12 protein-coding genes and 1 pseudogene are annotated in these 11,179 nt (G+C 62.6%); 9 read left to right on the top strand and 4 right to left on the bottom strand.

The window, feature by feature from the left end; all coding sequences use genetic code 11:
• Positions 1-508: 508 nt before the first annotated feature.
• The gene (locus AAHB17_RS23790) at positions 509-1,606 is read right to left on the bottom strand and encodes a tyrosine-type recombinase/integrase (protein WP_446719649.1); all 1,098 of its coding nucleotides are present in this window, start codon (positions 1,604-1,606) and stop codon (positions 509-511) included.
• Between the two features lie 232 nt (positions 1,607-1,838).
• On the opposite strand from AAHB17_RS23790, the gene AAHB17_RS23785 reads away from it, so the two are divergent.
• Complete coding sequence (locus tag AAHB17_RS23785; RefSeq protein ID WP_342133548.1) at positions 1,839-2,882, top strand: DNA-binding protein; 1,044 nt, start codon at positions 1,839-1,841, stop codon at positions 2,880-2,882.
• Positions 2,883-2,971: 89 nt separating this feature from the next.
• On the opposite strand, the pseudogene AAHB17_RS23780 reads toward AAHB17_RS23785, so the two are convergent.
• Positions 2,972-3,184: pseudogene (locus tag AAHB17_RS23780) on the bottom strand (IS5/IS1182 family transposase); the annotation flags it as partial.
• 413 nt (positions 3,185-3,597) lie between these two features.
• On the opposite strand from AAHB17_RS23780, the gene AAHB17_RS23775 reads away from it, so the two are divergent.
• Positions 3,598-4,938, top strand: a complete 1,341-nt coding sequence (locus tag AAHB17_RS23775; protein WP_342133547.1) for a sensor domain-containing diguanylate cyclase — start codon at positions 3,598-3,600, stop codon at positions 4,936-4,938.
• A gap of 358 nt (positions 4,939-5,296) precedes the next feature.
• Here the strand turns inward: AAHB17_RS23775 and AAHB17_RS23770 are convergent, their stop codons facing one another.
• Entirely contained in the window at positions 5,297-5,668 is a 372-nt protein-coding gene (locus AAHB17_RS23770; protein ID WP_342133546.1) for a YkgJ family cysteine cluster protein, read from the bottom strand.
• Positions 5,669-6,147: 479 nt separating this feature from the next.
• On the opposite strand from AAHB17_RS23770, the gene AAHB17_RS23765 reads away from it, so the two are divergent.
• Positions 6,148-6,795 carry a hypothetical protein gene (locus AAHB17_RS23765; RefSeq protein WP_342133545.1) on the top strand — a complete coding sequence of 216 codons (648 nt, stop codon included), beginning with the start codon at positions 6,148-6,150 and terminating at the stop codon, positions 6,793-6,795.
• Positions 6,796-7,329: 534 nt separating this feature from the next.
• Here AAHB17_RS23765 and AAHB17_RS23760 read toward each other — a convergent pair.
• Positions 7,330-8,022 (bottom strand): SOS response-associated peptidase, encoded by a 693-nt coding sequence (locus AAHB17_RS23760; RefSeq protein WP_342133544.1) that lies wholly within the window; start codon positions 8,020-8,022, stop codon positions 7,330-7,332.
• A gap of 28 nt (positions 8,023-8,050) precedes the next feature.
• Between AAHB17_RS23760 and AAHB17_RS23755 the strand changes: the two genes are divergently transcribed.
• Genes AAHB17_RS23755 through AAHB17_RS23735 form a run of 6 tightly spaced genes read left to right on the top strand, consistent with a single transcriptional unit; the run spans position 8,051 to position 11,080 of the window.
• Positions 8,051-8,491 carry a LexA family protein gene (locus tag AAHB17_RS23755; RefSeq protein WP_342133543.1) on the top strand — a complete coding sequence of 147 codons (441 nt, stop codon included), beginning with the start codon at positions 8,051-8,053 and terminating at the stop codon, positions 8,489-8,491.
• Between the two features lie 18 nt (positions 8,492-8,509).
• Positions 8,510-9,808 (top strand): Y-family DNA polymerase, encoded by a 1,299-nt coding sequence (locus AAHB17_RS23750; protein ID WP_342133541.1) that lies wholly within the window; start codon positions 8,510-8,512, stop codon positions 9,806-9,808.
• A gap of 13 nt (positions 9,809-9,821) precedes the next feature.
• On the top strand, positions 9,822-10,013 hold the full coding sequence (locus tag AAHB17_RS23745; RefSeq protein ID WP_342133540.1) for a hypothetical protein: 192 nt from the start codon (positions 9,822-9,824) through the stop codon (positions 10,011-10,013).
• A gap of 58 nt (positions 10,014-10,071) precedes the next feature.
• Positions 10,072-10,683, top strand: coding sequence for a hypothetical protein (locus AAHB17_RS23740; RefSeq protein WP_342133539.1), 612 nt, complete (start codon positions 10,072-10,074; stop codon positions 10,681-10,683).
• A complete protein-coding gene (locus tag AAHB17_RS24820; protein WP_446719648.1) occupies positions 10,676-10,840 on the top strand; it encodes a DUF6883 domain-containing protein in 165 nt (54 codons plus the stop codon). The genes AAHB17_RS23740 and AAHB17_RS24820 overlap by 8 nt, the downstream gene beginning before the upstream one ends.
• A 9-nt stretch (positions 10,841-10,849) precedes the next feature.
• Complete coding sequence (locus tag AAHB17_RS23735) at positions 10,850-11,080, top strand: DUF4926 domain-containing protein (RefSeq protein ID WP_342133538.1); 231 nt, start codon at positions 10,850-10,852, stop codon at positions 11,078-11,080.
• Positions 11,081-11,179 lie beyond the last annotated feature (99 nt).

Here is an 11,179-nt window from a genome sequence, read left to right as displayed (position 1 = left end):
TCTTTGGGGGGGTGGTGGGTGCCGCGGGGTGGGCCGCCCCCCCCCCCCCCCGCCGGGCGAATTCAGCAGGCGTTGACCAGTCTAGCGACAGATAAAAAGGGTGTGCTGTCAGGCTACCGCACCAGAAAGTCTGGAACCCAACGGGTAACCTCATGGTGGACACTGCGTTGGTCGAGTTATCCCAAAAGCGCTGGCTTAAACCTGTGGAAAACTGCGGGTACAACTGCCCCAGACCGCGCCAGTGTTGACTTGCCGAGCAGTGCGCAAAAATCAGGCAGAAACAAGCAGGTTCACATGCCGAACGCACGGCCTTACTCGGTGACCGGTTGTGAAAGTGGATACGGGGACTGCAGAGGCAATGTGACGAGCGGTGGTTCGTCTTCACCATGGCGCCTGACCCACGCTTCTTCGTGCAAGAGCATGTTTCGCAGACCGGGGGCAGGAATCCGAGCGAAGAGATCTGCGACACCGGTGAAAACCGGTTTCGCGTGTTTCACGCGCCTCTGAACTACACCATCAAACTGGCCGCCGGGTTGTCCGAGACCGCACCGGGCCGGTGGTAGCCGAGCACCACGGCCACCGAGGTGTGACCCGTCATCGCCATCGTGTCGGGCAGGGGCACACGCTGCAGCGCGGCTTCGGTCACGAAGCCGGAGCGCAACGAATGCGCAGAAAACGCCCCCTGCACACCCGCCAGTTGGCAGCGCGCCTGCACGATGTCACGCACCGCCCCCGCCGACAGCGGCCCCCCGAGCTTGCCGCCCTTGAGCACACGCCGAAAGAGGGCGCCCTCGCGGATCCCGCTGGCCGCCAGCCACGCCTCCAGCGCCACACCCGCGGCACCTTGCACGGGCTTGTGGTTGTGGGGCTGCTGCACCCCCGCCTGGTTGGTCTTGGAGAACACCAGTTCGTAGGTGAACACACCCGGCGCCTGCCGCTTCAAAAAGCGCATCTCGGCGCCCGCGACCTCCGAGCGCCGGCGCCCGCCGCTGGCCCAGGCGAAGAGGAGGAGGGCGCGGTCGCGCTGGCCGCGCAGCGAGTCGTCGCAGGTGGCCAGCAGGCGCTGCAGGGGCTCCTTGGTCAGGGCGTCCTGTTTGTGGGGGAGCTCGCCGCGTTTGGCGTAGGCCTTGCGGGTGCGGGTGAGCAGCTCGCGCACTTGTGTGTCCTGGCAGGGGTTGCTGACTTCGTGCAGTTGGTGCGCTTTGGACAGCACGGCCAGGCGATGCGCCAGGGTGTTGTGGGCCAGGGGGCCTGTTTTGCCCTTGTAGCCGGCGGCCACCAGCGCCTGGTCGATGGCGGCGGGCAGCTCGTGCACCAGGCCTTGTGGGGTGGTGCGCTGGGCGTGGTCGACGATGAACTGCAGCACGGCCGCCACGGGCAGGGGCAGCGTGATGGGCACACCGTAGCGCAGGCCGTACCAGGCGGCCCAGTAGCGCAGGGCGCCGCGGTAGCTGCGCTCGGTGTTGGCTGAGGCGCCTTCGCGCAGGAGCTCGGCCACCGCCTGGGCGGTGAGGGCGCTCAGGACGTCGGGCTGCAAGGCCGGGGTGCTGTGCAGCGGGGGGCGAAGCGCGAGCGGGGGTCGGGGCTGACGCGGGGGTGGGCGCAAGGCGGTTCTCCCAGTGGGGTGGATCTGTGGGCGCCTTTTTGCGACGCCTTTTTACGGCGCTTTTTTGGGGCGGTTATTGGGACGAGACCTGGGCGGCACCGGCAGGCGCAGGTGGGATGCGGGCGCCTTTTTGTACTTTTCACACATAATACGTATGTTTTTCTACATTTTCAATCAATAGGTCACGATAAGTATCCCTTATCGTGGCCAAACAAGCGCACGGAGTCCGGCCATGTCAATTCAGAACCCCAGAGTCGGCCGCGGCGTGCAACTCGAGGAGGTCGCCACCGCGGCCGACGCGGTGCTCGCACAGGGCGAACGCCCCACCATCGAGCGGGTGCGCGCGCAGCTCGGGCGCGGCTCGCCCAACACCGTGGGACCCATGCTCGACGTCTGGTACGCGTCACTGGCCAGGCGGCTGCTGCCCGAGGGAGAAGTCGATGGCGCGCCCGGGCAGGGCGGTGGCGCGCAAGCAACCCTGCCAGCCCCGGTCCTGCGGGCGGCCAAGGCGCTGTGGGGAAGGGCCCAGCAACATGCGCACGAGCAGGCGGGCGACGCCCTGCGCCTGGAGCGCGAGGCGCTGGAGCAACACCGTGGGCAACTGGCCGCCGAGCGTCTGGCCCTGGAGACCGACCAGCAACGGCTCCATGAACGCGCCGAGGCTCTGGCCGCAGCCTTGAGTGCCAAGGACGAACAACTGCGCCACCTGGGGCACCAGCTCAGCGACCTCCAGCAAACCCTGGCGGGCCGGGACACCGAAATGGCGGTCCTGCACGCGGCCCGCGCGGCGATGGCACAGAGCCTTCAAACGGAGCGTGATCGCCTGCGCGAGTTGGCCGAGGGCCACCGGCAAGAGCGAGAGCGCCTGGAGCAGCGCGCGACCGCCCACGAAAAACGGTTGCTGGAGGATGTCGACCGGGCACGCCAGGACGTCAAGCGTCTTTCACAGCAGCTGGCCGACGACAACAAGAAGGCGGCCAAGGCCCTCTTGGAGGCCCAGGAACAGCTCCAGGCCCAGCGCGTGCAGGTCAGCGTCCTGGGCGCGGAGAACGCTGGCCTGGCGCGGGAGTTGGCTGCGGCACGGGAAGAAATCAAGGTCGTCAAGCTGCAGCAGGAGCAGTACCGGCAGGACACGGCGCAACTGCTCATGGAACTGAACGCGAGGTTATCCAGAGAAGAAGACACCGCGGCGAAACCACGAGGGGGCGCCGCAATCAAGCCGGCCACCCGAAAGTCACCCACGCAGGCCAAATCGAAGCCGACCGCCACGCGCTGAGCACACAATCGAAACGCGTTGGGGCCGCCGGCGACAAAAAAATGCCGCCGCTACGCGCAAAAGGTTGGTCAGAGACACTCATCGTTAAGTTGGATGAAGTGGATGCGCAGCATGCGATCAAGCTCAATGGGTGGGCGCCCATTGCCGGCCTTGGGGTAGTGCGGCGCGATTTCATCGCATAGCGCATCCCAAGGCACCAGTGCATCCATGGTCTTGAGGAACTCGTCGCGACGCGTGGGCTTGCGGTGTTGTTAAAAGCCCGACTGCGCGTCGGCTGCCATGGCAAGGTTCTGCTGCTTCATGACCCCGAAATTTACGCAACCCTCCCCTGAGACCTCAATCTGTAGGAAGTCACCCAGCAGAGAGGCCAAGCCGGCACTCGGCACCAGCTCAACTGCCCGCTCGGCAATGATGAGCAGCTCGCCACGGCTCAACTGACGCAGCAAGACACGTAACTGCGCCAAATCTGAAGGGCGGTCATTCATTCTCGGACCTTTCATGGCTTGAGCGGGTGCAACTGGCCCTTGCCCAGCCAGGCGCAATCTGCCACATGGATGCTTCAAGTATCCGACATGCCCAGGTTGCGTTTTGGACAGTCCCAGTGCACCAGGTGCAGCTGCATCACGTATGAAACATACCGATCAAGTATTTCTTGGGTGACCTCCAATGCTGGCGACCAAAAGTGTAAAGTGGTGACAGCTATCGTCGGCCAGCCATGTCCTACACCCTCACCGCCACTCTGCTGGACTCCCTGGGCATTGGCATGTGTGTGCTTGATGCGCAGACCCGTGCTGTTCAGTGGAATGAACACTTCTTGATGTTCTTTCCAGAACACGCCGATCACATTCACGTGGGCGAGCCCTATGCGGACAACCTGCGGCGGTTCTACCTGCTGCGCTTGGCCGCAGAGGAACACGTTCACATTGACCGGTACATACAGGATGGCATCCGCCGGCACCGTGAGCAGACACGTGAGTACGTATTTGTTCATCGCGGGCGCAAGCTGCGAGTCGCTGCTGTGCCGCAGCCCAATGGCGACAATATCCGGGTCTGGCTCGACTTGTCGAACATGGAGGCGAGCTTGCTCAATCCGCAAGCGCAACTGGCGTTTTCTGCATTGACAGCGACCAGTCAAGTCCCCGAGACCTTGCGCGTCTTTGACCAGCTCAGCGATGGCGTGGCGATTCATGACGCGAACGGACGCATCGTTTTTGCCAACGACCGATTTGTCGCGATGTACGGTTTGCGCAACCAGCAAGATGTGTTGGGAAAGACTTTTGATGCCCTGATTCGCGAGCACTGGGCGCGGCGCGGTGAAGAAGAAGACCAAGGTGTGGCGGAAGATCTGGAATCAGCCCTCAAGGACAGCATGCAGTTCTCCGGCTTTCCATTCGAAATTCCCTTGCCCGGCAGCCGGTGGATCCGCGTCACCATGAGTGCGACCACGGGTGAGCAAGCGTGCAGTTGCCACACCGACATCACCCGAGAAAAGCGGGCCACCGCGGAGATGTACCAGCTCACGGAGCGTTTGCGGCTGGAGAGTCACCGTGACGCCCTCACCGGGCTTTTGAATCGCCGTGGGCTCAATCCACTGCTGCTGGATGCCGCCAACAGCCCGGGGGATCACAGTTTGCTATATATCGATCTGGACGGCTTCAAGGCGGTGAACGATCTCGCTGGGCATGCCAAGGGCGATGCTGTCTTGTGTCAAGTTGCCGCTGTTGTGCAGGCGTCCGTACGAGGCAATGACAGCGTGGCGAGGATGGGCGGCGATGAGTTCGTGATCTTGCTGCGCGGCTGTGACGAGATTCAGGCGGTTGCCGTGGCCCAAAAAGTGGTGGACGTGGTCAGAGCACGTGAATTCGCGGTGGATGACCGCGTGTTTCGCATCGGCGCCAGCGTGGGTGTTCGCACCTTCAACGGTGGTGCAGACAGCACGGATGTCTTTTTGCACGATGCAGATTCTGCGTGTTACCAAGCCAAGCGACAGGGTCGAGGCAGGGTGGTCGTATATGGTGGATCGCCTGGCGCAGAGGCGGGGGCTGTGCATTCTTGAAGAAACTGCTGTGACAGCGAAAACGTCAGCAACAGAACATGGCAGACCAAAAACCCATCAACTCATGCCAGCATTGTGGTGGCACGGCCTACAAACCCATCATGCAAAGGAATGCGGCCGGTGTGATGGCTCGATCGGGGCGGTACCAATGCGCTCAATGCGGCGTCGCTTTCAACAACATTCATCATTGGCGTGGTGACGTGGCTGTCCTGTCAGAGGTTCCCAGCACCCAAGACAGCAGCGCCCCGAAAGCCCCCATGCAGGCTCACAACAAATAGGCCCCATTTGTCGTGGCCACACGTCCGCACGAAGCACGGACATGCCCATCCAGAGACGCTGTCTCCATCTTGGCTGTATCTCACGCTTCGCTTGGAAACCAGTCGCGAATGTCCGCCGCGTCCTGGTTCAGGCCCAAAATACCCCAGGACATCGCGGTCAACGCCAGCACGTTCAACTGAGGCACTTCGACGGCCAGTTTGTTTGGCAACAGGCGGCACAACAAATCGTCCTTGTCGATGGTGTAGTAGTAACGGCAGGCCAATGGACGCGCGGCCCACACGGTGCATTCACCGTGGCTCAGAAAAGGGCAGGCTTGTCCGATGTGATGGCTCCAGCGATCTGAGCCAGTGGCCTCTAACTGCCCATCAGCACTACGCTGTTCAAGTTCTTGTGACACGTGTACTGCGTGGTCGGGAGTCACCGACATGGACTTGCCAGAGATGGCGGCCAAGTGCGCGGCCTCCGCACGAGAAACTACCACCGGATGTGGCAGCATTGATCACAGCCCTTTCGGCAAGGAGCGGCCTTGGCCTGGGATACTGCTCGTTGGACCACATCCGCCGCGCGGTGTAACCACAGTACTTTTTGCCCGCCCGATCGGGCCCTCTTTGCGGCCGTCAGCATCCGATCGAACGCATCCGAGTCCATCGCTTCATGTACCCTTTCTGCACGCTGCTGCAGCTCATTTGAAGCACGCAACGTTGTCCATCTGGTTTGGACTTGCTCCAGGTGAGCAGCGATGTTCTCATCGGGAACAAAAACGGGGTTCATGCGAAGAAAGGATAACAGCGCGACCCGATCAGGCAGCGCAGCCCACTCGTTCAACAGACCCAAACTGTTCCTGATGCTCATCGGTTTTAGGCGCAATACCCATGACGAGTGCAAATGGCGGGAGTAAGACGGGCGAGGACTCCGGTAGACATGCCGGCCATGTCTGACAGCGACCCGCCCAAAACAAAATTGGAGCTGCGCCCGGGCGAGAGTGTCTGGGAGGCCATGACGCGCGAACTGGCCAGCAATCCGGACAGCCCGGCTTCGCTGAACATCATGTCGGCCGTGGACCAGACACTGAGTCCGCGCACGCAGTCAGTAGACCAGGTCGTGGCGGCGCTGGAGGCGCAGCTGCAGGAAGATGGGGAGCGGCAGGGCGCGGCGGTGCAAGCCGCGATCCAATGCTGGGAACGCGAGTGCGGCACCCCGCTGGAAAACGCTCTTCTGGCAGATCTCCAGAAAACCGCACGTGAGCGCATCGACCGCCGGCGCCGGCAGCCTCCGACATTGGAGAGCATCTTGTCAAACCGACCGGCGACGACTGATACCGGCTACCGGCTTGGCATCCACCTCGAAGGCCTGGAAGGGACTTGGCATCGTCTTTGGGGGATCATCTGCCTGGTTCTCGGCTTCGGTGACGACGTGGAGTGCGATGAGGGCGTGTTGACGGTGCGCGCCCAATTCGAGGAACTGCTGGGCCGCGCAATGACGCCGCCAGAGTGGAGCGCTCTGGCGGCGCACGCCAGGAATCACCACGAGACGGTTGTCAAACCATCTATGGCCAAGCGGGATCTCGACAAGACGTAAGTGGTCCCTGGCGGCACGCCGTGGGCGGCGGTCGCTCGGTTATCGTCCGTCCCTGAGCACCTTCCTTCTGCGGGGGCTCTTGTTTCAGCGCGAATGCGAGGCCGCTTGGACGGTGTCACCGCGGCGCGCGAGGAGGGCAGTGCGGTGCTGATCGAACGTCAGACGGAACTGGTGGTGCGCCTGACACCGCCACACGAAGTTGACACCGATGAGCTCACAAAGGGCGGCCGAGCTCGACCGACGCAGAAGAAGTAGCGAGTGAGCCCCGGTTCACCATGACCTTCAATCTGGAGTATGCGGAATGTTTTGAGGGTGGTGCCGCTCCAACACTGAGCAGAGACTGGTCACCGTCAACCAGGGCAACGACACCCGCACTGCTTGAGCTCTTGTTTGCTCTGAATTTCGATGTGCAAATGAGAGATGAATGAGAAATTTCGTGCCCGATTGATTACAAATCAAATACTTAGGCTCTCATCGGCATGTTCTGATCATTTGACCCATACCGTGCCAGCGCCCGCGCCACTTGCCATTTGCTCACTTTGATGTAGGGGATGCCCCGGTCCTCCGCCGCCCCCGCTGCGGCTCAGGTGTCGCCATCAGCAGCTGGGCCGGGTACTGCTGCATGAATGCCATGGAGCGGTCGGCTGGTGCGTCCAGCCACTCGTCGTACTGGTCATCTCGCAAGATGACCACCATGCGCTTCTCGTCCTCGGGGCGGTGGAAGTTCTTGAACAGGCCGTGGTCATCGGCGTTGATCGTGAGCATGGTGAAGCTCAGCACTTCCTCGCCCGTGGCCTTGCGGTTTGACGCCCACAGCCCGGCGATCCCCATGGGCTTGCCGTCCTTGCGCTGGATCCGCGTGGGCACAGCCACGCCGCTGCGCCAGTCGGGCTCGTAGATGTGCTCCACGGGAATAACGCAATGCTGGCCATTGCGCCAGGCATCCCGATAACTCGGTTTTTCCGCCACGGTCTCGGATCTGGCGTTGTAGGTGCGCCGGCCGAAGGCCACCTCACCGGCCCAGTGGGGCAGCATGCCGAACAGGCCGGCCATGGCCTCGCGCGGCGGCACCGCGTCGTCGCCCACGTCGGCGTGCGGGTGGCGCCGGATGAACGGCGCCTGGTACAGCGGCCACACCTCGCCCTTGATGCTGCCCGCCGGCGCGTCGACACCGAAGTAGATGCGCAGCCGCTCTGGGCTGGTGACCGAGTCGTAGTTGGAGCACATCTTCACCCTCTCGCTCTATACTGTGCATATGTACAGTGTTTTGGATCGCCTGTCCGCCGTCGAGGTGGACCCTGCACCGCTGGTGCTGCCCATGCCGGTGGCAGCGGTGCGCGCGGGCTTTCCGTCGCCTGCAGAGGATTTTGCGGTCAATCGGCTGGATCTGGCCCAGCTGCTGATCACTCACCCGCAGGCCACCTTCATCCTGCGGGTGGCCGGGCCCTCGATGCGCGAGGCCGGCATCGACGATGGCGACCTGATCGTGGTGGACCGGGCCCTGAAGCCCGTGCACCGCCACATCGTGGTGGCGGTGGTGGACGGCGAATTCACCGTCAAGTACCTGCACCAGCGAGCTGGCGCGCTGCGCCTGAAGGCGGCCAACCCGACTTTTCCCGACATCGTGCCCAAGGATGGGCAGACGGTCGAGGTCTGGGGCGTGGTCACCTCCTGCATCAAGCGCTTTCTGTGCTGAGCACGCCCGAGGTGCAGCATGTACGCGCTGGTGGACGGCAACAACTTCTATGTCTCGTGCGAGCGGGTGTTTCGGCCCAGCCTGCAGGGGCGGCCGGTGGTGGTGCTGTCCAACAACGACGGCTGCGCGATCGCGCGCAGCAACGAGGCCAAGGCGCTGGGCATCAAGATGGGGGCGCCCTGGTTCCAGATCCGGCACCTGGAGCGGTCGGCCGGCCTGGTGGCCCTGTCCGCCAACTTCACGCTGTACGGCGACATGAGCGACCGCATGATGACCCTGGCAGCCGGGCTGGGCCCCACGCAGGAGATCTACAGCATCGACGAGAGCTTCATCGGACTGCACGGCGTGCGCGGTGACCTGACCCGGCGCGCCCACCAGGTGCGCAGCCGCATCGCCCGCTGGACGGGCATTCCCTGCGGCATCGGCATTGCTGCCACCAAGACGCTGGCCAAGCTGGCCAACCACATCGCCAAGACGGCCGAGCGCAAGCCAGGCAGCTACCCCGATGCGCTGGCCCAGGTGTGCAACCTGGCGGCCCTGCCTGTGTTTGAGCTGCAGGCAGTGCTGCAGGCCACCGATGTGGGCGAGGTGTGGGGCGTGGGGCCCCGCATCGCCGCGCAGCTGCGCGAAGCCGGCATAGCCTCCGTGCAGGATCTGGCCCGCATGGACCCCGCCACCGTGCGCCGGCGCTGGAGCGTGGGCCTGGAGCGCACGGTGCGCGAAGTGCAGGGCATGCCCTGCATCGACCTGGACGATGCGCCCGCACCCAAGCAGCAGATCGCTTGCACCAGGTCGTTCGGGCGGCCCATCTCTGACCTGGCTTCTCTGGTGGAAGCCGTGAGCGAGTTCGCTTGCCGGGCGGCCGAGAAGCTGCGCGCCCAGGCCGGCTTGGCCACCGAGTTGCTCGTCTTCATGCACACATCGCCCTACCGCCCAGGCCGCCAGCTTTCGCGCAGCGTGACGGTGCCGCTGCGGCGACCCACGGCCGACTCTCGGGTGCTGGCCCAGGCCGCCGCCAACGGCATGCGCTGGATGTACGTGCCCGGCTACGAGCTGATCAAGGCTGGCGTGATCCTGGTCGACCTGCAGTCTGCCGCGGTGCAGCAGGGCGAGCTCGATCTGGAGCAGGAAGAAGACCGCGACCAGAGCCGGCTGATGACGGCCATGGACACAGTGAACAGCCGCTACGGCAAGGGCACCCTTCGCGTGGCCGCCACCGGGCAGGACGGGCCCAGCCGCACCTGGGGCATGAAGCAGGAGCGACGCACCCCGCAGTACACGACGCGGCTGGAAGACGTGCCCACCGCCAGGGCGTGAACCCCATTTCTCCTTGATCAGCTTCGCCTGGTCTTTGGCCCGCTGCCGGTATCGGTGGCGGGTTTTTTTATCGCTTCTGGCAGTAGTGGAAATGCCGCCGACATCGCGGGCCCATGCCGATGGCGCGATCAACGCGTGGATGGAGGAATGGCAACGTCAGCAAGAGGTTCGCGTGATGTCTTCGATCTGTTCCGATGAACAATGACGGTCCACTGCATACTCATGAAAGAGAATAAAATGCATGAAATTTCAATGAAATTGCCATGCTGTCCACCCCAGCCCATCCAAGTGAGTCTCCATACAAGGCTGCTGCTCGCCTTGCCGATTCGCTGAAGGCAGGCCGTGTTTATCGGCGTGAAGACCTTGCACGCCTGTCCACTGCCGTGGACAGGCACCTGCGCGAGTTGGTGGCTACTGGGAAGCTGAAAAAGCTCGCTCAGGGCCTGTACCACGCACCGAAACAGTCCAGTTTTGGACCTCTACCGCCTGCCGATGCACAAGTGGTCGGTGGCTTTCTGCGTGACAAAGACTTTCTTGTGTTTTCTCCGTCGGCCTACAACGCTGTCGGTTTGGGAACCACGCAGTTGTACAACCGCACGCTGGTGTACAACCACAAGCGCCATGGTGTCTTCCGACTCGGCAATCGGCAGTTCGATTTTCGAATGAAGCCACGCTTCCCAAAGAAACTGACGCCAGAGTTTCTGTTTGTTGACCTTCTGAACAACCTGGATGAGCTCGCCGAGGACCGCGATGCGGTCTTGCTCCAGGCGCGCAACAAGGTCCCTACTTTTGATTCAACCCGCCTGCAACGCGCAGCAACCAGCTTTGGCAGTGTGGCAACCCGCAAACGCCTGCGGGAGTGGGCAGATGCCTAAGTTCCTGAACGAACGAAGGGAATTCGGGACCAAGTACATTGTGACTGGTGCTCTGAACACACCAAGTGGGCGTCAGCCCTTGCCTGTGGTCACTGCCGTATGGCAGCAAGATACTGGTGAGGCAGGCGTCCGATTCATCACTGCCTACCCAACCTAGGAGGTTTCGATGCTTAAAGAACACTCGCAAGTTGTTCTCAAGAAGCCCGTGCCAAACCTTGGTTTGGAGCCGGGCGATGTTGGTGTTGTTGTGCACATCTATGCGCAGGGAGCAGCCTATGAGGTTGAATTCCTGACTTTGGATGGCCACACCATCGGCTTGGAGACCATTGATGCTGTCGATCTGCGACCAGCATCTGGTAGTGCGGTTATTCACGAACGTAAGCGACTAGCTGCATAAATTTTTGAAACCCAAAGGCCCATCCCTCACCGGATGGGCCTTTTTTCTTTGCTCGTCGCGTTCCAACTTTCATGTTGAGGAACGGCGCGGGATATGATC

The organism is Hydrogenophaga sp. OTU3427 (genome assembly GCF_038440225.1).
Taxonomy (GTDB): Bacteria; Pseudomonadota; Gammaproteobacteria; order Burkholderiales; family Burkholderiaceae_C; genus Hydrogenophaga.
Note: the sequence above shows the minus strand (reverse complement) of the source record. Positions and strands in the feature narration are given on the sequence as shown.

What these genes read in the sequence shown, in the direction of transcription:
- AAHB17_RS23765 (WP_342133545.1), top strand. Translation starts at nt 6,148, where the DNA reads ATGTCTGACAGCGACCCGCCCAAAACAAAATTGGAGCTGCGCCCGGGC.
- AAHB17_RS23735 (WP_342133538.1), top strand. Translation starts at nt 10,850, where the DNA reads ATGCTTAAAGAACACTCGCAAGTTGTTCTCAAGAAGCCCGTGCCAAAC.
- AAHB17_RS23785 (WP_342133548.1), top strand. Translation starts at nt 1,839, where the DNA reads ATGTCAATTCAGAACCCCAGAGTCGGCCGCGGCGTGCAACTCGAGGAG.
- AAHB17_RS24820 (WP_446719648.1), top strand. Translation starts at nt 10,676, where the DNA reads ATGCCTAAGTTCCTGAACGAACGAAGGGAATTCGGGACCAAGTACATT.
- AAHB17_RS23755 (WP_342133543.1), top strand. Translation starts at nt 8,051, where the DNA reads ATGTACAGTGTTTTGGATCGCCTGTCCGCCGTCGAGGTGGACCCTGCA.
- AAHB17_RS23750 (WP_342133541.1), top strand. Translation starts at nt 8,510, where the DNA reads ATGTACGCGCTGGTGGACGGCAACAACTTCTATGTCTCGTGCGAGCGG.
- AAHB17_RS23760 (WP_342133544.1), bottom strand. Translation starts at nt 8,022, where the DNA reads ATGTGCTCCAACTACGACTCGGTCACCAGCCCAGAGCGGCTGCGCATC.
- AAHB17_RS23775 (WP_342133547.1), top strand. Translation starts at nt 3,598, where the DNA reads ATGTCCTACACCCTCACCGCCACTCTGCTGGACTCCCTGGGCATTGGC.
- AAHB17_RS23740 (WP_342133539.1), top strand. Translation starts at nt 10,072, where the DNA reads ATGCTGTCCACCCCAGCCCATCCAAGTGAGTCTCCATACAAGGCTGCT.